We start from the raw sequence: 20595 nt of genomic DNA on the forward strand, positions 1-20595 counted from the left end.
CGGCGGAAGCCGACGTCCTCACCGATCTTCGCCGCAAACTCATCCCAAGCTTGCAAAGCGATGCCCGAGAGCGGCAACTCGCGCTCATCCCGGTTCTGTTGGCGGCACCAGCCCCAGTTGCGGCTCGACTGCTCGCAGCCGACATGGCCCTTTTCGACCAGAGCTACGGACAGTCCCCGCTCCGCCAGAAAGAAAGCCGCCGTTGCACCAACAATGCCGCCGCCGATAACGACAACATCGGCCTTGGCGGGAAGCTCTTGATCGTTCTGTATGCGTTTGACAATTGGAGACATGGGGGCTGACCTGAACTGATTGTGGCGGCCGATCTATACGGCACTGTTTCCTGCCCCTCCGGCAGGAGCATCTGAGGCAATGACGGCTATCGCATCGACTTCGACGAGATAGCCATAGTGAAGTTCCGGCACCGGAACGACGGTGCGAGCCGGGCGGGAATCCCCTAGTCGCGCCGCATAAACCTGGTTGAAGCGAGGCCAATTGGCCACGCCGACGATGTAGGCGGTCACCCTGACGAGATCGGCCGGGGTTCCGCCTGCGGCTTCCAGAATCGCCAGCAAGTTGTCGAGGGCCTGTGCCGCTTGGGTCTCGAAGCTGTTGTCCGCCAGGGCCTCTTCACCCGTGCGGATCGGTAGCTGGCCCGAAATGTAGAGGTGCTGACCGACGAGCTTCGCTTGTGAGTAGTGGCCCGCCGGGCTTGGTACTCGATCGGTATTCACAGTCAGGGATTTGGGCATCACCAGCCTCCGAAGCGGGTCCAGCAGGTCTCGACAGCGTGCGAGCGGCCGCGGACCACGTGATAGGTTTCGTGCTGCGCAGCGGTCGCGCAGGCGTGGTTTGGCAGGATCCGCACCCGGTCTCCGACCGCCAGGTCCGGGAGTCGTGCATTCGATCCGGGCGCACCCCTATAATTCCATGTTCCTGGTTCGCGTCGGCAACGATGACGTCTTGATAGGGCGTGCCATCCACGTCACATACCAGACCATAGCCCTGGTCGACGGCCTGCTTGCCAGTGCCACGGTCCCGCGACAGCGACATCCATCCGCCATCGGTTATGATCCAGCCTTTCTCGCGCTGGTGTCCGATGACGGTCGCGAGCACGCTGAGCGCGATGTCGTCGATTTGGCAAACACCGAGCCCAGCCATCACCAGATCGAAGAAGACGAACACGCCCGCGCGGACTTCCGTCACTCCAGCGAGGTCCGTCGCGTGATGGGCCGTTGGTGTCGAGCCGACGCTGACGACCGGGCACGGCAGCCCCGCCTTCCGCAGAATGCGCGCGGCCTCCATGACGGCCAATCGTTCCGTGTCCGCGTAGAGCCGCAGCGCCTCGACGCCTCCGCCCTTGTAGCTGTCGCCGGCATGGGTGAGTACGCCACGCAGCTCGGCACCTGCCGTCAGCGCCTGCCCTATTTCCACCAGCTGCGCCAGATCAGTGGGTCGCACACCGGAGCGGTGGCCGTCGCAATCGATCTCGATCATGGCCGGGATGCGCGTTCCGCTCTGCCGAGACGCCTCGGCTACCGCTTGTGCCTGCTGAACAGTATCCAGAGTGACTACGAGATCGACGCCGCTCGCCCGCAGTTCCGCGACACGCGCGAGCTTCGCTGGGGCGATGCCGACCGCATAGATTAAGTCCCGGACGCCTGCCGCCGCGAACTGTTCAGCCTCCTTCAGGGTAGAGACGGTCGCCGGCCCCTCCAGCGAGCTCATCACCCGCCGTGCGACTTCGATCGACTTAGCGGTCTTCAAATGGGGCCGGAGTGACACTCCCATGGCGTCAAGTCGGCTCCTGAGCCGCTGAACATTCCTGTCCATTCGGTCGGCGTCCAGGACCAAACAGGGTGTTTCCAGGTCCTCAAGGCTGGTCGAGGCGGCCAGCCGGGTGGTCGGGTCGATCGTCGCTAGGACCATGATCTGATCTCCAATTCGGGTTTTCACCTTGCGGTCAAATCATAAAGATGACAATTAATGACAAGTGAATGTTCAATTCAGGTCCTCATTAATGTTGACGTCCGACGATCTTGCCTTCTTTTCGGTGCTGACAGGCTCGAAATCTCTCGCGGAAAGCGCGAGAAAGCTGAACGTGACGCCTCCGGCGGTGACACAGCGCCTGCGCGCGCTGGAGGAGAAAGTCGGGGTGCGGCTGATCGACCGGTCCGGACGGCGGCTGCGCCTCACGGAAGAGGGCTCGTTGGTCGCTTCTCACAGCGTTATTGTCAGCGAGGCCATCGATTCGCTTTCCGAAGCCCTAGCTGATCGCAGGGGTGCGGTTCGCGGACACCTCAGGGTCGCCGCACCACACGGGTTTGGACGGCTCTATGTAGCCCCGGTCGTGGAAGCGTTCGCACGAGAGCACGGCGGCGCGACCGCTACCCTGCAGCTGTCCGACCATCCGGCGGCTCTGCTCGTCGAAAGCTATGATGTCGTTGTTCACATTGGGGCGCCGGGGCATCTGGACCAGGTTGTTACGACATTAGCGCCCAACCCTCGAATACTCTGCGCAAGTCCGAGGTACCTCGACTCGGCACCGCCCATTTCAGCGCCCGCCGATCTTGCTCAACATCGTTGTCTTGCCGTTCGGGAGAACGAGGAGGACGTGACGCTGTGGCGTTTCAAGGGGCCGCGGCAGGAGATTGCGACGGTGCGCGTCAATCCGGTTATGTCGAGCAACGATGGTGCCGTCATCCGCGAGTGGGCGCTTGCCGGTCAGGGCATCATGATCCGTTCCGAGTGGAACGTAGCAGAAGATCTCGCTGATGGACGGCTGCGGGAGGTTCTGCCCAACTGGCAGCTCCCACCGGCCGACATCGTCGCGATGCTCGGCTCGCGGCACGGGCGAAGCGCCCGGACTACCGCCTTCCTGACGATGCTTCGACAGGCGCTGAAGCCGCCGCCATGGCAAGCCGCTCGCGCGGGGTCAGCTTCTCAGTAACCGAGGATGGCCTTCGTCTCGAGATACTCCTCGAGCCCGTGCATGCCATATTCGCGTCCATTGCCTGAGCGCTTGTAGCCACCAAATGCGGCCGTCCCGTCCCACGCCGGATAGTTGATATGAACCTGCCCGGCGCGGATCCGGGAGGCAACCCGCCGTGCCCGATCCGGATCCGAGGATTGGACATGGGCTCCCAGTCCATAAACGGTGTCGTTGGCGATCGCGATTGCCTCTTCTTCGTCGCGATAAGGAATGATTACCAGCACGGGTCCGAAGATTTCCTCGCGAGCGATGCGCATGTCCGGCCGAACCTCGGAAAAGATCGTCGGCTGTGTGAAGAAGCCTCGATCGAGACCTGCTGGACGTCCCAGGCCGCCGCACAGGAGCTTTGCGCCTTCGTCGATTCCCGCTCGGATCATCGCCTGCACCCGCTCATACTGGGCGCGATTGGCGATCGGCCCCATGGCGGTCTCGGAATCGCGCGGGTCGCCGACGCGGATGGCGCGCGCGGTTTTGCCGGCCAGAGCTTCGACTTCGGCGAGCCGATGGGCGGGTACAAGCATGCGCGTCGGGGCGCTGCATGACTGTCCGACATTTCGCATTCCGGCAAGAACGCCCTTTGGCACCGCCTCGGCGAAATCAGCATCATCGAGCAGGATGTTGGGTGATTTGCCGCCAAGTTCCTGGACCACCCGCTTGACAGTCGGGGCAGCCGCCTGCGCGACGAGCACCCCCGCACGCGTCGAGCCGGTAATCGAGATCATGTCGACATCTGGATGGCTGGAGAGGGCTGCGCCGACACTCTCTCCAGTGCCATTGACCAGGTTGAACACGCCTGGCGGAGTGCCGGCGTCGTGCATCAGTTCGGCGAAGAGCAAGGCGCTGTAGGGGGACAGCTCGCTGGGTTTGAGGACGACGGTGCAGCCAGCCGCGATCGCTGGGGCAAGCTTGGCGGTGATCTGGTAGAGTGGCCAGTTCCAAGGCGTGATCAGGGCACAAACGCCGATCGCTTCCTTGGCGGTCGCGGTGCGCCCATCGACCGTCACGAACCGGTAGTTCTCGAGCACCTCCATCTGGACACGAATGTGTTCGGCGGCGAAAGGAACCTGCGAGGCCCGCGCAAAGCTGATCGCCGCCCCCATCTCCATCACGAGCGCTTCGGCGAACAGCTCCGCTCTCTCCTTCAGGAGCGAATGCACCCTGCCGAGGAGCTCAAGCCTCTCGGGTACAGATGATTGAGAGAAGGCCGGGAAGGCCTTGCGCGCTGCCGCGACCGCGAGATCGGCGTGGTTTGCCTCTCCGGCGGCGATATGGCCGATAACCCGTTCCGAGGCGGGATCAACGACGGGCAGACTTGTTGCGTCCGCGTGTTCTTGCCACTCCCCGCCAATATAGAACTGGGTTCCTCGTTCGGTTATCATCATTTGAACCTCTTGATAGTGCCATGCCGCCGGGGCGGGCCTGCGTCAGAAGCATGCCTCATTTCACCTGAAGGCAACAATTTACATCGCCTGAATGTCGCCTTAAGGAGGGCGTTAACAAACGCGTCTGCGCTCGGTGTCGAGCGATCGCTGATCTGAACGCGTCTCCTTTTGCGGTAAAGTCCAAACAAGATGTGCCTCTGTTTTGCGGCACTCTATTTTCGGATGACAGAGGAGAGAGCAAACGCAGTCAGCGTATCGCGCACCCCGGGCATCTCGGCTATCAGCTGCCAAATCTGCCGGATGCGGTCAGCCTCGGGAGACTCAACCCTAACGAGGAGATCGAAGTCACCAGTCATGACGTCGCAAGTCACGACTTCTGGGATTTTCCGCAGCGCCTGAATGACGTCGCCACCTCTCATGCGATCGTGCCGATAGACGAAGATCAGTGCGGTCGTAACGTGCTGGCTATTCCCTCCATCGCCGGTGACGATCGTATATCCTTTGATGAAGCCTTCCCGCTCAAGTCGTTCGATCCGCACTCGCACGGCGTTACGCGAAAGATTCACCTTCGCCGACAACTCCGCGTGCGAGATTCGGGCGTTTGCCTTCAATTCGACAAGTATCTGTTCGTCGGTTCGATCGAGAAGATATTTCATGGGGTTGGTGCCGGTCGATTAGCCTGTAATGTCGGGCGTTAGCGATCGATAAGCTACCACGGCGATTTCCGGTAGGAAGGCTCTTTCCTTCTGGCTCGCAAATCGCTTCGATGTCGAAGCCATTATGAAACCTGGCAATGCCTCCTTTTCCGCGCCAGTCAGATTTCGAACTTCTTCGTAACCCTGCAGCAGCGCGCGCGCCCGCTCCTTGTTCAGTTCTCCGTTGGTTTCGCCGGCCCAACCGACAAGCACATCAGCGACCTCCGACACCAGCACATCATCGTGCCGCAGCCTGAAATTAATGACCCCGCTTACTTCATCTCCAAGAAAAAAGACATTCTCTTGGGCCAACGCGCCATGAACTGCCCCAGTTGGAAGATCCGTTGATGTGCGCTTTACCTTTCGTTCCAAGACAGTGTGGATTTGAGCCATCACACGACCCAGGTTCCGGCATTTTGCCGCGCCTGCAATGGTGGATGAGGAGCCCGGTACGAAGCTGACTATGGCAACCAATCGACCTGCGGCCCGGTACGTGGGGTGGCCTTCGACGGTGCGCAGCGGTTTGGGGCAGGGGACGCCCCTTCGATAGAGCGCCTCCATGGATTCAAAAGCCCTTTCGACATCTAAAGGCTGGGCTCCGTTCTCGAAAAGCGTAACGATGAATTCGCCTTCCTTGGCGCGAAACAGGTAGGTCGTCTCGGTGTCGCCGTCAGCAATCCCAATCACTGACGAGAGCGACGTAAAACCATAGGCTGCAGTGATCGATTGGCGATCTTCGTCAGAAAGCTCGGTAAAAACAGCCATTTTCCTACCTTATTAGGCCGATGAACTCAGCGACGTATTTGCGAACTCCGTGCTGCCTTCAAAGAGCTCGTCAATTTGGCCAGGCGCCAAAATTCCTTCCTCTTCGACGATCTGCCGCAACTCCCGCTTTTCGGCCAGCGCCTTCTTGGAAAGACATTGCCAACGGCGTCGCGAGTACGAGAGACTGGTCGAGGAGGGCCTTGCAGCGGTCGACGTCGACTTCAATTCCGTCGATGCATCGCTGCTTGAAAATATCCATCCCCCGCGTCAGCATCCGCATGGATTGAAGGATGTTGAGAACCATCACTGGCTCCATTGCATTCAGTTGCAACTGCCCGGCGCTGGCCGCGAGCGTTACCGTGAGATCATTTCCGATAACCTGGAACCCGATCTGGTTCATCATTTCTGGAATGACGGGATTGACTTTGCCGGGCATGATTGAGGATCCCGCTTGCACAGGCGGCAGTCGGATTTCACCCAGGCCCCCGCGAGGTCCACTGCTCAAGAGGCGCAAATCATTGCAAATCTTAGTCAGCTTCACTGCAATTCGTTTCAGAACACCAGAGAACGAAACGAACCCGCCCGCATCAGATGTGGCCTCAATCAGGTTTCGGGCCGGAATGACGTGGGTCCCCGAAATCTGCGTCAGGTGCACGCAAGCTGCGCCGGAAAAACCGGGAGGGACGTTGATTGAGGTGCCGATCGCAGATCCACCGAGATTGACTTCTTTCAACAGCTTGGAGGCCGACTGCAGTTGGATGATATCTTCGTCGATGAGCTCCGCGAACGCTTCAAATTCCTGCCCTACTGTCATCGGAACAGCATCCTGCAACTGAGTGCGGCCGACCTTCAGCGCAGTCGCATACTCACTCGCCTTTGCACGGAATGCGTCGCGCAAGCCGACCTGGGACGCTATCAGCCCGTCACAAGCGCGAAGAATGGTCAGACGGAGCGCGGTGGGATAGACATCGTTGGTGGACTGGGAAAGGTTCACATCATCATTGGGATGCAGCTTTGCGTAGTCGCCCACATTGGCCCCGAGCTTCAAGAGCGCCAGGTTAGTTACCACCTCATTAACATTCATATTCGTGGACGTGCCAGCGCCGCCCTGCATCATATCGATCGGGAAGTTCTCATCGACACCCTTCAACTCGATGAGATCATCGCAGGCCTTGGAGATCGCCGCTGCTTTTTCCACCGGCAGAAGACCAAGCTCAGCGTTCGCGAGCGCGGCTGCTTTCTTGACCATAGCCATAGATTGGATAAGTTCGGGAAAGTCTTTCAGCCGAAGGCCCGAAACGTCGAAGTTGAGCTCGGCTCGACGAGTGTGGACGCCGTACAGAGCATCACGAGGGATCGGAAGAGACCCGATCAAGTCGGCCTCTATGCGTTCAGTTCCCATTCTCTATTCCCCCTAGTCCAGAATTCCGGCGTGGTGCATTGCATCAGTGATTGCCTTTTGAGCGGGTGGGCTCACCTAGACGCATTGATGAGCTGAACTGAAGGAAGCGGCGCCTGCTACCGCTTCAGCCGATTGATGCAGACGACCTTCGGCTGGGTCATGTCTTCATAGGCAAACCGAACGCCCTCACGTCCCATGCTGCCGTATTTGAAGCCGCGCCAAAGGGCATTGCGTCGAACCGATAGTCGGACGAGTCATTGATCATGACACCCCCGGCGTCGATTTCATTGGCGGCATCAAGAGCTTCCTCCAGATCGTTGGTGAAGATACCAGCGTGGAGGCTGTACTCCGGGCTGTTTGCCAGCTGGATTGCCTCATCCAGTTCATCGAACGGCCGCAGAATGACAATCGGCGCAAAGACCTCCTCATTCCACAGGCCGCAGGATGCTGGCACGTTTTCCAGCACTGTTGGGGGGTAGAGAGTGCCGGAGGGCTTGTGCCCGCAAAGAAGCGTCGCGCCGGCCGCGATTGCGCGCTCGACCATGGCAGCAGCCCGGCTGACCGCCTTTTCGGAAATCATCGGTCCCACGTCAGTATCCGCTTCCATCGGATTGCCGGTCTTGAGCTCGGCAGTCTGAGCCACAAATTCGGTCTTGAACCGTTCGTAGATCGGTCGCTGGACGAGAATCCGCTGCGTGCCGATGCAGTTCTGGCCCGCCGCCCAGTAGGCACCCGACACGCACCCTTCAACAGCCGCGTCAAAATCGCTGTTTTCCATGACGATAACCGGTGCATTTCCGCCGAGGTCCATCGCGAGCTTCTTGATGCCGGCACTCTTCGCGATGGCCTCGCCGGTCGTAAAACCACCTGTGAAGGAGATCATCCGAACGTCCTTGGCCGAAACGAGCGCCTTGCCCAGGTCTGCTCCGCCGATAGCTATCGTGATGACTTCCTCGGGCAAACCGCTTTCGAGCAACACTTCCACCAGCTTGATGGCCGAAAGAGGCGTAAGCTCTGAGGGTTTCAGGAGTATCGCATTGCCACCGGCGATCGCTGGGCCGAGCTTGTGGGCCACGAGATTGAGCGGGTCATTGTAAGGCGTGATCGCAGTGATGATGCCGAGCGGCTCCCGTGTGTACCAGCCTTGACGGGATTCCGAGCCGGCATAGGAATCAAAGGGGATCACCTCGCCGGCATTCCGCTTGGCTTCGTCCGCCGAGAGCTTCAAAGTATTGACACATCGCGTAGCTTCCTTGCGGGCTTGGGTGATTGTTTTCCCCGCTTCCCGCACGATAAGGAGTGCAAAATCCTCTTTGTGGGCTTCAACAGTCGCTGCCGCCTTTTCCAGAATTGCGGAGCGTCTATGACGGGGTAGGGACCGTGCGATCTGCGCACCACGATTGGCGCGCTCAAGCAGCAGGTTCACACTGTCGGCACTGGTCTCAGAGATTGTTCCGACAAAGCTGCCGTCGAAGGGATTGCAGATAATGATCTCGGCCACGGACGTCTTCTTGCTGAGGGCGAGGCTCTGCATCAGGCGGCCTCCCTCGTAGCGGTGGCTGCCTGGGCGTTGTGGATGGCGACAATATCGGACAGCAGCGCATAAGCGGTCTCAATCCGGCCGGCGCCAGGGCCGGTGATGGTGACAAAGCCGAGTAGTTCGGTGTTAAGCGATACGGCATTGGTCGCGCCGTTTACACCAGCGAGCGGATGCTCGAAGGGAAGTTGCTTCGGAGAAACACTGCCAGTTACCGTCCCGTCTTCATTCCGAACCGCCGATCCGACCAACTTCCAACGGCTATTTGCTGCTGCCGCGTTTTCGATATCGGAAGGAGAAAGCTTGGAGATCCCCTTGCACGTGACCTCTTCGGGCTTGAGGCTTGCCCCCAGCAGCTCGTTTGCCAGGATCACCACCTTGAGGCGAACGTCAAAACCTTCGACATCGGCGGTCGGATCGGCTTCCGCATAGCCGAGTATCTGAGCCTCCTTGACCGCAGTGGCGAAGTCAAGGCCGCCTTCCATACGGCCGAGGACAAAGTTCGAGGTGCCGTTCAAGATCCCCTCGAAGCCCTTCACCTCCGCGCCGGCAAGCGTCTTTTCTGCCATGCGGATGACAGGGGTGCCACTCATTACGGAGCCCTCATACTCGAAATGAACGCCGTTCGCCTTTGCAAGAGCCTTCAGTTCCTGGGCAGCGATCGCGACCGGCCCTTTGTTCGTGGTGACGACATGCTTGCCGGACTGCAGGGCCCAGCGGCAGTGCGAAACAGCGGGCTCGCCGTCCTTCGGGTTTGTAAATGTTGCTTCCACGACTATGTCAGCAGGCGCCGTCTTGATGATTGTTTCGTTATCGGCTTCCGCACTGCCGCCAGAGAGCTGTCCAAACCCGCCTTTTGCGAAGTTCGCTTCAACGAGGGTTTTGGCATCAAGCCCGTTCGGCGAAATAACGGAACCGAGATAGAGGTCGCTAACAGCAACAATGTTCAGCCGGAAGCCGAGGTCTCGTTCCCAGAGCGGGTTCTTCGTCGCAATGAGTTCGGCCAAAGCGCGATTGACGCCACCAAACCCGATAAGAGCAATGTTATAGATTGTCATTGGATCCTCCGGTGAAGCATTCTTCTCCGCAATGATGAGATGCGGATCGCTCAGTCGGAACGGCACAAACAGACCAATCTACCGAGCGTTTTGCTCATTCCACCGCCGTCGTGGCCGGTGACCCGGGGTTGAGCCGACGGCCACCGTCGTCCAACATCCCCAGCGTGCGGGCAGACAGAACCCGGATCAATGAATGACCTGGCTGAGGAAGCCTCGGCTCACATATTGCGGTTCGAGAAGAAATCCGAGGGCGATTCGGATTGATGTCGGCCCGTCAATGCGAGTGATGGGGCTTTTAGCGCATCGTTCTCGTCCATACGTCTCGCCGGATTACGCGGCGGGGCGGGCGCCGGTGGAGCGTGGCGACACCGGGGGGCGAACACTCAACTTCGAAGCGATGCGCTTGCTCTATTCGCGCTGAAATATCGCCGCCTTTAAAGGTGACAACTAGCAGCTATCACCCGCATTACCGTGCTCGCTGGTTCTCTTGATGACCGTTGAAGCCCATCTTATCGCCTCAGGCTCCGTAGAAGCCAGCCCCCGGCGTCCATCCGAAGGGATCGAGAACGGCAAACTTCCGCCGACGAGTTGCGTCCCAAAGGCGCTGCCGGTCGCAAACTCAGTGACCGCCGTCGATGGCGCATGCGCGCCGCACAGAATGGCGAACGAATTGGCGTAGCAATATGGGCCCGAGCGAATGTATGGAAAGCCTCCACGGAAATGCCTCCAAATTCAAACTGGGAGGCACGAGAAGAGGCGAAAATTTCAAAGCTCGACATTGGCGCCCGTTCTTCTGCAACTCTGATGTCGATCCGGCCCCTTTCACGGGCACTCTCCATGGCAGGGGCTGACACACAGAGCTAGGACATCCCGGCTCCTTCCGCCGCCCCACTCTGAGGTGCCGGGACGTAGATGCTTGGATGCACATAAGAAAAGCGTAAGCTAATTTAGCTGAATAGCTATTAATTAACCGATGAACATGCTTGTGAACTTCGGAATGCGGCAGCCCATCCGCCCGCTCGGCTGTTAGGATATAGATCGATGGTGGGGACCACGAAGCCTCTCATATTCGACGTGTCCACCGCATCGCCCTTCCTCCCCCAGGGCAAAATTTGGCTGCCGTCGCACCGGTCCCGACGGCAGCCGTGCTTTTTCAGGCCAAATTCGCAGATGGGACTATCGATGGTGCACCGGCGCCAGTACACGTCGGTTCGATTGACTCGACTTCACCGTTGCCCCTTAGTCCGGGTGGCCAAGACGTTACGAATTGAGAAGCTTGAATGAATTCTCAGGACGCCGGGCAGTGTCGAGAGAATCTCCTTATGGATCCTCTCGAACTCGCCCGCGCCCCCCATTTCCACCCTGAGCAGATAGTCCGAGCCGCCGGTCATCAGAAAGCATTCGCGGATCTCGGGGTGCTTGCGCACTGCAGCTTCGAAACGGTCGAGGTGTTCCTCGGTCTGCCGTTCGAGCGTGATGTTGATAATGACCGCGATGGTGTCCTCGGAACTCCCGCTGTCGACCAAGGCTGTGTAGCCGCGGATGACCCCGGCTTCCTCGAGCAATCTTATGCGACGCAGACATGCAGAAGGCGAGAGGCCAACTTCCTCCGCCAGGCGAGCATTGCTCATACGCGCGTTCAGCCGCAGCAGGCGCAGGATATTGCGGTCGATCGCATCAATTGCGGTCATACACAATCTTCCATTTCTTCATAGATTATTCGGTAAAGCGTTATAAATTGAAATAATAAAGCAGAAGTATGCAAGATATTCAACGAATATTTCAATATGTTCCCGTGCAAGGAGAGGGTTGCACATGGACGGTCATGCTTTGCAAATTCAAAGTTGGGACGCAGACGCTAGTGCGGGTGCTTCAGGCCACCTGACCATTGATCTCGCCGCCTTACAGCGAAACTACCGCAAGCTTTCGGCGGCGGTCGCACCTGCAACGGCCGCCGCCGTCGTCAAGGCCGACGCGTACGGGCTCGGTGCTGAGCAGGTCTCCAAGGCGCTCCATGCGCAGGGCTGCCGGCATTTCTTCGTCGCGCACCTCTTGGAGGCGATCAAACTCAGACCGCTGCTGCCGAACGACACGCAAATATTGGTGCTGAATGGATTGCAGTCTGGAGCGGAGGTCACCTGCGCCGACGCCGGCGTCATTCCGGTGCTTAACTCACTCGAGCAATTCCGACGGTGGTCGTCGGCAGGGCAGAAGCTCGGACGCGTTCTTCCCGCCGTCCTGCAGTTCGACACCGGCATGTCACGTTTGGGGGTCCCACTGGAGGAAAGAAGCGCGCTGGCAGCCGAACTCAAGGGCTGCGGGAGCATCGAAATCCTCTTCATCATGAGCCATCTCGCCTGCTCCGACGAGGCGGACAACAGGCAGAATGCCGATCAGCTCGCTGAGATGCGCCTTATCGCCGCCGAGTATGCAGAGCTCGATGTCTGCTTTGCCAATTCGGGCGGCGTCTTTTTGGGCGGCGACTATCATGGGGTCCTGGCTCGTCCCGGTATTGCCCTCTACGGTGGCGCGCCCACTGCCGGCACACCCAACCCCATGGAGCCGGTCGTATGGCTCGACGTCGCCGTCATCCAGACAAGGACGGTTCCTGCCGGAACACGTGTGGGATACGGCGGCGCACACGTGACCTCCGCAGAGACCAGGCTCGCTATAATCGCCGCCGGCTATGCCGACGGTCTTCTCCGCAGCCTCAGCGATCGCGGCGCCGTTTTCTACGATGGCGTTCGCCTGCCGATCGTCGGGCGCGTCTCGATGGACAGCATTACGGTGGATATCACCACCCTTCCCGAGGGCACGCTTTCCCTCGGCAGTCTTGTTGAGGTTCTCGGGCCCCATCAGTCGCTTGAGGATGTCGCCAAAGCCGCCGGCACGATCTCCTACGAGATCCTAACCTCCCTCGGCCGCCGCTACGAGCGCCGGTACCGCTGAGCAAACTCATCGAGGAAACCATGAAAGTCATCGTTCTCGGCGCCGGCGTGATCGGCGTGACCAGCGCCTACCAGCTTGCCAAGGCCGGACACGAGGTCATCGTGGTCGACCGCCAACGGGGGCCGGCTCTTGAAACCAGCTTCGCCAATGCAGGTGAAGTCTCGTTCGGTTACTGCTCGCCCTGGGCCGCGCCGGGCATCCCGATGAAGGCGCTGAAATGGCTCTTCATGGAGCACGCGCCGCTGATCCTGCGCCCGAAGCTCGATCGCCCCATGCTCGCCTGGATGGTGCAGATGCTGAGAAACTGCACCGCTGACCGCTACGCGATCAACAAGGGCCGGATGCTGCGTCTCGCGGGGTACAGCCGGACCTCGCTGGCGGAAGTGCGGGCGGAGACCGGCATTGCCTATGACGAGCGCATGCAGGGCACCCTGCAGCTCTTCAGGACGCAGAAGCAGCTCGACGCCTCCGGCAAGGACGTCAAGGCGCTCGCCGCCGACGGCGTGCCGTACAAGGTGCTCGGCCGTGACGGCTGCATCCGGGTAGAGCCCGCACTAAAGCATGTCCGCGACAAAATCGTCGGAGGACTGCTGACGCCAAAGGACGAGACGGGTGACTGCTTCAAGTTCACCAACGCACTCGCCGCAAAGGCAGCGGAGCTTGGCGTCCGCTTCGCCTATGGCACGCAAATCAAGGGACTGGATGTCGAGAATGGCCACGTGTGCGGCGTGCTGACCGATCGTGAAACGATCACCGCGGACGCCGTCGTCGTCGCACTCGGCAGTTACTCACCGCTGCTCCTCAAGCCGCTTGGCATCAAGCTGCCGGTCTATCCGGTCAAAGGCTATTCGCTGACGATCCCGATCACCGATCCGTCGCGGGCACCGGAATCGACGGTGATGGACGAGACCTACAAGATCGCGATCACCAGGCTGGGCGACCGGATCCGCGTCGGCGGCATGGCGGAAATCTCCGGCTATACGAATGACCTCGGCCACGCGCGGCGTCGCACCCTCGACCATTCGGTAACAGACCTGTTCCCGGGTGGGGACCTGCGCAGGGCTTCCTTCTGGTCGGGGCTGCGACCCATGACCCCCGACGGAACGCCGGTGATCGGCCCAACGAAAATCGCCGGCCTGTTCCTGAACACCGGCCACGGGACGCTCGGCTGGACGATGAGCTGCGGCTCGGCGCGGCTGATCAGCGATCTGGTCAGCGGGCGGAAGCCGGAAATCGACGCGGACGATCTCGCGATCAGCCGCTACCGATAAATCAATGTTCAACCAGAAACAGCTTGGAGGCAGCAATGATCGAGGCGGTAACAACATCTGAGGCACCGGGCGCCATCGGCCCCTTCTCGCAGGCGATTAAAGTGGGCAATCTGCTTTTCGTCTCGGGGCAGCTGCCGATCGATCCGGCAACCGGAGAGTTCGTTTCGAACGATCCTGTCGAACAGGCAACGCAGTGTTTGAAAAACATCGCCGCGATCGCCGAAGCGGCGGGATCGGGAATCGGGAGGACCGTCAAGACGACCGTATTGCTGGCGGACCTTTCCCGTTTCGCGGACATCAACAACGCATATGCGACATTCTTTCAAAAGCCATTCCCTGCCCGCGCGTGCTATGAGGTCAGCGCGCTGCCAAAAGGGGCACAAGTTGAAATCGAGGCGGTGATCGCGCTGGCATAAGTGCCGCCAAGCCGGCCGTGTCGGGCGCCGCCCCCGACCACAGACGGGTGGCGCCGCGCAACTGTCCGGCCGCAACGCGATTTTCGCCGCTCATGGCGCGACGCGAGCAATGGGCAGTCGCCCATGGAAATCCCGCAGTCGATAAATGACCGTCGCTTTTCGCGACTCCGGCGAAAACTTAAGCGAGTTGAAGAGCCGGATTGTCGCGAGACCGGCATGCGCCTTGAGAAGCCTTGTGGGGCCCTGGCGCGTTCGATGGTGAGGAACTCCCCGGTGCACACATTACTCATGGATTGCCCCCGGCCTCGGTCTTGCCCGAGGACCGCACTTGGTTAGGTTAGCGGGCATTGGACTATCGCATGTTGAAGTTCAGCAACGGGTCGATCCTTTCCGCTCGCTCGCGCTGGTCGCAGGAGGATAGAAGGCTTACCTACCGACCTGCTTGTTCATCCTATCCCGGAGCAGCGCAATCGTCTCCGGGACGGAAGGACCTTCGATAGGTGGAGGGTTCGGCCGCTCACAAAATTCCCTCCAAATGAACAGCGTGAGTTCTGCGCCATCCGTGACCGGAACGGCTCATCTCTGCCATATCCTTTCGGGTCTCGTGGAAATCGAGGAGAAGGGCGGCGAGACGAAGACCTATCGCGCTGGTGATAGCTTCGTCATGAAGCCTGGTTTCGTCGGTGTTTGGCGTACGATCGAGACTGTACGCAAGATCTACGTTTGTGTTTACGAGTGACAGCAAGACTCAGGTGCGCCCGACTATAGGCGCACCTGAGAATTCCGGTGAGGCGACTTCAGACACCTCGACGCGGAGGACAATCCCGCGCTGCAGCGCGGTCTCAGCGTGCACTTGCCCCCGGCAGATGCCGCCGAACCGGGCACCGAACGGCCGCCCAAATTATCCCGGAGATAGCGTCGTCAAACGTGCACACCACATTTGAAGCATTCACTCGCTCAGGAACCCGACTATGCCCTTGATTTCGGTAAACTCGTGCAGTCCGAACTTCCCGTACTCCCGACCGTTGCCGGATTGCTTGTAACCGCCGAAAGGGGCGGCGCTGTCCCAGGCGGAGCCGTTGAGGCGAACAGTGCCGCTGCGTAGCCTGCCTGCGACCGCCCGCGCTTCCTTCGGATCGCCCTGGATGTAGGAAGCAAGGCCATAAGGCGTGTCATTGGCGATCGCGATCGCTTCATCCTCGCTGTCATAGCCGATGATCGACAGCACCGGGCCGAAGATTTCCTCCCGCGCAATCGTCATCCGATTGGTAACGCGGGCGAAAACGGTCGGGCGCACGTAATAGCCCGCATTGAGATGCGCAGGGCGGTCAGGGCCACCCTCGACGAGCTCCGCTCCTTCTGCGATGCCGCGCTCGATCAGCGCCTGGATCTTGTCGAACTGGGCGGCGCTTGCGACGGGTCCGAGGTCGGTGCGCGGATCCGAAGGGGGACCGACAACGAGCGCAGCCGCTTCCCTCGCGGCGATTGAGCTCGCTTCGTCCATTCGCTCGGCGGGCACCAGCATCCGCGTTGGCGCAGTGCAGGTTTGCCCGGAATTGCCGAAGCACCGTCGTACCCCGGCGCTTACTGCAGCATGGAAGTCGGCGCTGCGCAGGATGATGTTCGGCGACTTGCCGCCGAGCTCCTGATGCACCCGCTTGACGGTCGGAGCCGCCGCTTGCGCCACGGCAATTCCGGCGCGCGTCGATCCGGTGAAGGACACCATGTCCACGTCCGGATGGCTGGCGAGTATCGTGCCGACCGTCGGGCCGTCGCCCTGGACCAGGTTGAAGACCCCCTTCGGCACGCCGGCCTCGTCCATGATCTCGGCAAAGATCACCGCGTTGAAGGGAGCGATCTCCGAAGGCTTCAGTACCATGGTGCAGCCGGTGGCGAGCGCCGGAGCGACTTTGCAGGCGATCTGGTTGATCGGCCAGTTCCAGGGCGTGATCATCGCGACGACGCCGACCGGTTCATGCACGATGCGGGTCGAGCCCTGCATGTATTCGAAGGCGAACGTCTCGAGTGCCTTGATCGTCTGCTCGAAATGTACAGCGCCGACGCCGGCCTGCTCGGCCCGGGCCATCGCGAGCGGCGCGCCCATTTCCCGCGAGATGATGTCGCCGAGCTCGTCATTGCGGCGCTTCAGGATCGATAGAATGCGCTTCAGCAGTTCGAGGCGCTCTTCCTTCCTCGTCTGCGAGAAGGAGGCAAAGGCGCTGCGCGCGGCTGCAATCGCCTTTTGGGCGTCGGCGGCACTCCCGATCGCAATGGTTCCTATCGGCTGCTCGGTTGATGGATCAATTACCTCGCGAGCCCTGGATACCGTGGGCTCGACCCACTCACCGTCGATATAGAACTTGTGGGCATGTTTCATCGGTGGCTCCCATGTATGGCTTGGTTTGTCGTGCCTAGCGGATGCAATTTGCGATCCGCCTGCATCAGGTTCTTGCCGACGCCGGGAAGATGAGCCACGGAGGAGCCCAAAAATCGCCAGCGGCACGCGAGATTATTTGCCTTGCGCGCCATCGGCGGCGCGTTCCACGAATCCGGCGACAGCGACGATGGCTATCTCCGTGTGCGGCAAAGCGGCCAGCTCGCCCAGTGTCACCGGTTTAATGGGCGGGCGTAGCCGATAGTAACCGACCTCGCCGGGCGAGACGTCACGGTATTGCGCCAGCAGTTCGACCGCGGTCAGACCGCACAGCCGGCCTTGACATGGTCCCATTCCGCATCGTGTGAACGCCTTCATCTGGTTAGGGCCCGGCACGCCGAGCGCCGCAACTTCACGCAGCTTGCCGACTGTGATTTCCTCGCAGCGGCAGGCGATGGTGCCGTCGTCCTCGGGCACGCGAAACGTTTTCCCGGGCCGGAACCGATGCTCGATGAAAGTCCTGCCCCTGAGGGCAAGAGCGAGCTCTCGCGAGAGTTGGTTCCGGCGCTGTTGATAGGCACCCTGGCCAAGGCGATTTAGGTCGAGCGCCGCAGTCAGGCCCGCGAGCTCTCCTTGGAGAGCCGAGGCAACTGCTCCGACAATTCCCGCCGCATCACCGGCGATCGAAACTCCAGGAACCGAACTTGCGCCGCAAACGTCGACGGTCGGGCGGAAGGCAGCGAGGCGCTCGTCCCAGACGTAGTCGCACCCGGCTGCCAGCGTGAGATTAAGGTTCGGTGCGATCCCCTGGTGCAGAAGGAGCAAGTCGCCCTGAATGTGCAGGGACTTTTTGCCGCGACGAACCCGCAAGGCGCTGAATTGTCCGGAACCGAACGCCTCGATCGCAGTCACCCCGCGGATGACACGGGTTCGACGGTGGACGTCCAAGAGGAGCTTCAGGCCCTTGAGGGCGTAGGGCGACGTGGCAAAGCTAAGCAGGTGAGGCAGGGCCAAGCGACAGTTCTCGACTGGCGTAGTATCGACGACCGCTGTCACGGACACGCCTGCCCGCAGAAGTTGGCTTGCAAGCAAGTACAGCAGCGGCCCGGTCCCGGCGAGGATGGTCCGTCCCGAGGGCACGAGGCCTGACGACTTCACCAGGATCTGCGCCGCTCCCGCCGCCATGACGCCGGGCATGGTCCAACCCGGGAATGGGAACGGACGCTCGAGCGCGCCGGTTGCGAGAATCACTCGATCGGCGGCGATCGGCCGAGCAATGCCGCCGAGCGAGATCCCGACCTCGAGCGCATGCGCGCCGTCGCCCGTTTCCTCGTCAGCAGGCCCGACGCTCCACACCGTCGCCCGGCGGGCATAGCTCAAGTCTGCGCTCCGGAACCGCTCGATGAGCCGCCGACCGGCAGCGTAGTCCGGCCCCATGCGCGTGAGATCGGCATCCGAAGCACGGTCGACCGACCGATAGATCTGGCCGCCGGGCGATTCATTTTCGTCGGCCAGCAATACGGCGAGGCCGTGGGTCGAGGCTTCGATGGCTGCCGAGAGGCCGGCGGGCCCGGCACCAACGACGACGAGGTCATAGGCAGGCGCGAGATCGGCGGCAGACTGAACGTTTTGAATCATTCTTCCTGCCCCGGCATGGCCGCGCCGTCCTGTGTTTCGACCCGCATTCCCGTCACCACGGTGGTCATGCAACCCTGCCGGTTCGGCCGGCCATCGATTTTGACAAGGCACTCGAAGCAGACACCCATCATGCAGTAAGGACCACGGGCGGCGCCGGACACCGGGGTGCGCCGCGTGCTGCAATGTCCCGCAGCCAACAGTGCAGCGGCAACGCTATCGCCTTGGCTGGCCATGGTCGGCACGCCGTTGAATGTGAATGAGACCGAACTCTCTTTTCTGTCAGACAGCCGCCGGAACATGGAACCTCCGGGAATGAAATACTGAAAGATCCTCAGAAAGCGCCCCGGCCGAAATTTGCCGCGGCAGAACCAGCGCGTGGTTCGCCGCCAGCGTCACGCCGGAATGGCAGGCGAATGCGAACGCACCTGGAAACCTCTCTGACTGCTCGTAAATGGGGTAGCCGTCCGGAGTCACCACACGGAATGCGGCCCAGATCCGCACCGCCTTGGCCTCCCTGAGCAGTGGGAACGTGCGTAGGGCGCGTTCAGCCAGAACTGCGGTTATCGGTCCCCTCGGCCGCTGGTGATCGATCGTCGCCTCCTTGCTCTCGCCGATCAGCACAGAGCCCTCGTCCGTCTGCCGCAGATAGCCGGTGGCATGGCTGAGGAAGGGCTTCAGCCGCTCGGTGACGATGATCTGGCCGCGGCTGGGCGAGAGCGGAACGTTCAGCCCAACCATCGGGGCGAGCGCGGTATTACCGATGCCGGCCGCAAGGACGATCTTGCCGGCACCGAGCCTCCACCCGTCTCCAGCCAGTTCGAATGCGCCGGCGCGATGGCGGATCGCAGTGGTCTTCCGATGCGGCAGATAATGAACGCCACGCTGCTGCAGCGCCTTGTGAAAGCCCGCGAACAGCCGCAGAGGGTTTGCGTGTCCATCCAGCGGGCTGAAAATTGCGCCTGCTACCGTCTCGCCGACGAGGGGCAAGCGGCGGCGCGTCTCGGCCTGATCGAGTATCTCATATTCGAGCGGCGGCGTTCCTTCCGCGTCCATTCCTGGTTGGCCGGCGAGCTTCGCCATCGATGCTATCCCGCGTTCCAGCTCCGTTGGCGTGAGCCGAATTGAGAAGCCGCCCGACTGGACAAAGCCAGTGTCGATGCCGGTTTCGCCCTTGAGTTCGGCTGCCAGCTGGTGCCAGTTCGCGGTCGAGGTTCGCGACCATCGCGAATAGGCGGCGTTGCCGAGGCCCTTGCTTGAGCTCCATACGAGACCAAAATTCGCCCGGGCGGCCCTGTTTGCCAGATCGCCTTCGTCGACGATTGCAACCCTTTGTCCGCATTTCGACAGACCCCAGGCTATCGATACGCCTACCAGCCCGCCGCCGATGACGATTACGTCGTAATCCATTCCGCTAGCTTCCCTCGGCGCGTATCCCCCACGGCTTTCTCCGGATCTGGCCTCACGATCAGATTGCGCCGACTTTGACTTTCGAACCATCAAGGAGGCGCGACAGACGGAAGGGAGTGGGGTCGACACAGGGTGTATCATTGGCAACCAGGTCGGCCGCCAGGCGGCCGATGCCCGGGCCAAGGCCGAAGCCATGGCCGGAGCAGCCCGCGGCCAAATAGAGACCTCTCACACCGTCGGCCGGCGAGATGACCGGCACCGCGTCCGGCGTGAAATCCACGTACGCTCCCCAGCTGTCGGCGACTTCGACCCCCGCCAACGCAGGAAACTGCTCCGTGACACGTTTCAAAATAGCCGCGATGGTGCGGCGGCTCGGCGGTGGGTCAAGAACGCGCATCCGCTCGAAGGCCGACGGTTTACTCTTGTTCAAGCTTCCGAATGCCTCCGGACCCTGGAGGAAGGATTTGCCGATGCCGAACTGCACCGCTTTCAGACGCTTCATGAACATCGGCATGAACCAGCGGGCGTAGCGAATGCCTTGTGGGGTGATGTCGAGCATCGCCCTGCCGCTGCTCGCAAGCGTGTAGCTGCCATCCAACCGGCGGGTCAACGCACACTCCGGCGTATAGATCGCTTCGCCCAAATTCGCCGTGGGCCGCGTTCGAAGCGCTGTCTGGCGCACGCTCGCCTGCGGGAACAGAACTCCGTA

The 20595-nt window shown here is 60.9% G+C and carries 16 protein-coding genes and 5 pseudogenes; 5 read left to right on the forward strand and 16 right to left on the reverse strand.

Annotated elements, in window-relative coordinates; genetic code table 11:
- From N181_RS28635 to N181_RS28645, 3 genes and pseudogenes are all read right to left on the reverse strand, one after another.
- The coding region (locus N181_RS28635; protein ID WP_155621631.1) for an FAD-dependent oxidoreductase at nucleotides 1-293 on the reverse strand (293 nt) is incomplete at its 3' end.
- Between the two features lie 33 nt (nucleotides 294-326).
- Complete coding sequence (locus N181_RS28640; protein WP_037401990.1) at nucleotides 327-752, reverse strand: RidA family protein; 426 nt, start codon at nucleotides 750-752, stop codon at nucleotides 327-329.
- Nucleotides 752-1929 (reverse strand): annotated as a pseudogene (locus N181_RS28645) (DSD1 family PLP-dependent enzyme). The gene N181_RS28640 and the pseudogene N181_RS28645 overlap by 1 nt, the downstream one beginning before the upstream one ends.
- A gap of 91 nt (nucleotides 1930-2020) precedes the next feature.
- Here N181_RS28645 and N181_RS28650 point away from each other — a divergent pair.
- Entirely contained in the window at nucleotides 2021-2950 is a 930-nt protein-coding gene (locus N181_RS28650; RefSeq protein ID WP_037401996.1) for a LysR family transcriptional regulator, read from the forward strand.
- Here the strand turns inward: N181_RS28650 and N181_RS28655 are convergent.
- The 8 genes and pseudogenes from N181_RS28655 to N181_RS28685 form a co-directional block, all read right to left on the reverse strand.
- A complete protein-coding gene (locus N181_RS28655) occupies nucleotides 2944-4371 on the reverse strand; it encodes an aldehyde dehydrogenase family protein (RefSeq protein WP_037402022.1) in 1428 nt (475 codons plus the stop codon). The two genes, N181_RS28650 and N181_RS28655, sit on opposite strands and share 7 nt — an antisense overlap.
- A 215-nt stretch (nucleotides 4372-4586) precedes the next feature.
- Complete coding sequence (locus tag N181_RS28660) at nucleotides 4587-5030, reverse strand: Lrp/AsnC family transcriptional regulator (RefSeq protein ID WP_014332659.1); 444 nt, start codon at nucleotides 5028-5030, stop codon at nucleotides 4587-4589.
- A gap of 18 nt (nucleotides 5031-5048) precedes the next feature.
- Nucleotides 5049-5834 carry a phosphotransferase gene (locus N181_RS28665; RefSeq protein ID WP_037401999.1) on the reverse strand — a complete coding sequence of 262 codons (786 nt, stop codon included), beginning with the start codon at nucleotides 5832-5834 and terminating at the stop codon, nucleotides 5049-5051.
- A gap of 12 nt (nucleotides 5835-5846) precedes the next feature.
- A pseudogene (locus N181_RS28670) lies at nucleotides 5847-7236 on the reverse strand (aspartate ammonia-lyase).
- 116 nt (nucleotides 7237-7352) lie between these two features.
- Nucleotides 7353-8770: pseudogene (locus tag N181_RS28675) on the reverse strand (aldehyde dehydrogenase family protein).
- The gene (locus N181_RS28680) at nucleotides 8770-9831 is read right to left on the reverse strand and encodes a homoserine dehydrogenase (protein ID WP_037402005.1); all 1062 of its coding nucleotides are present in this window, start codon (nucleotides 9829-9831) and stop codon (nucleotides 8770-8772) included. The pseudogene N181_RS28675 and the gene N181_RS28680 overlap by 1 nt, the downstream one beginning before the upstream one ends.
- Before the next feature lie 453 nt (nucleotides 9832-10284).
- Nucleotides 10285-10563 (reverse strand): annotated as a pseudogene (locus tag N181_RS35400) (hypothetical protein); the annotation flags it as partial.
- Between the two features lie 494 nt (nucleotides 10564-11057).
- Nucleotides 11058-11522 (reverse strand): Lrp/AsnC family transcriptional regulator, encoded by a 465-nt coding sequence (locus N181_RS28685; RefSeq protein ID WP_014332654.1) that lies wholly within the window; start codon nucleotides 11520-11522, stop codon nucleotides 11058-11060.
- Between the two features lie 124 nt (nucleotides 11523-11646).
- On the opposite strand from N181_RS28685, the gene alr reads away from it, so the two are divergent.
- The 4 genes and pseudogenes from alr to N181_RS28705 all read left to right on the forward strand — a co-directional run.
- Nucleotides 11647-12780: an alanine racemase gene (gene alr / locus N181_RS28690; protein WP_014332653.1), complete on the forward strand. Its 1134-nt coding sequence runs from the start codon at nucleotides 11647-11649 to the stop codon at nucleotides 12778-12780.
- A gap of 20 nt (nucleotides 12781-12800) precedes the next feature.
- Complete coding sequence (locus N181_RS28695; RefSeq protein WP_060564099.1) at nucleotides 12801-14051, forward strand: D-amino acid dehydrogenase; 1251 nt, start codon at nucleotides 12801-12803, stop codon at nucleotides 14049-14051.
- Between the two features lie 35 nt (nucleotides 14052-14086).
- Nucleotides 14087-14467, forward strand: a complete 381-nt coding sequence (locus N181_RS28700; RefSeq protein WP_014332651.1) for a RidA family protein — start codon at nucleotides 14087-14089, stop codon at nucleotides 14465-14467.
- A 577-nt stretch (nucleotides 14468-15044) separates the two neighbouring features.
- Nucleotides 15045-15206: pseudogene (locus tag N181_RS28705) on the forward strand (cupin domain-containing protein); the annotation flags it as partial.
- Between the two features lie 210 nt (nucleotides 15207-15416).
- On the opposite strand, the gene N181_RS28710 reads toward N181_RS28705, so the two are convergent.
- The 5 genes from N181_RS28710 to N181_RS28730 form a co-directional block, all read right to left on the reverse strand.
- Complete coding sequence (locus N181_RS28710; protein WP_037402011.1) at nucleotides 15417-16844, reverse strand: aldehyde dehydrogenase family protein; 1428 nt, start codon at nucleotides 16842-16844, stop codon at nucleotides 15417-15419.
- Nucleotides 16845-16976: 132 nt separating this feature from the next.
- Complete coding sequence (locus N181_RS28715; protein WP_037402014.1) at nucleotides 16977-18479, reverse strand: NAD(P)/FAD-dependent oxidoreductase; 1503 nt, start codon at nucleotides 18477-18479, stop codon at nucleotides 16977-16979.
- Nucleotides 18476-18778: a (2Fe-2S)-binding protein gene (locus N181_RS28720; RefSeq protein WP_037402017.1), complete on the reverse strand. Its 303-nt coding sequence runs from the start codon at nucleotides 18776-18778 to the stop codon at nucleotides 18476-18478. Before N181_RS28720 ends, N181_RS28715 begins: the two co-directional genes overlap by 4 nt.
- Nucleotides 18759-19886, reverse strand: a complete 1128-nt coding sequence (locus N181_RS28725; protein ID WP_037402019.1) for an NAD(P)/FAD-dependent oxidoreductase — start codon at nucleotides 19884-19886, stop codon at nucleotides 18759-18761. The genes N181_RS28720 and N181_RS28725 overlap by 20 nt, the downstream gene beginning before the upstream one ends.
- Before the next feature lie 58 nt (nucleotides 19887-19944).
- Nucleotides 19945-20595, reverse strand: a 651-nt coding sequence (locus N181_RS28730; protein WP_155621632.1) for an NAD(P)/FAD-dependent oxidoreductase, incomplete at its 5' end; no start/stop codon positions are given.

The sequence above is a fragment of the Sinorhizobium fredii USDA 205 genome (assembly GCF_001461695.1).
GTDB lineage: Bacteria > Pseudomonadota > Alphaproteobacteria > Rhizobiales > Rhizobiaceae > Sinorhizobium > Sinorhizobium fredii.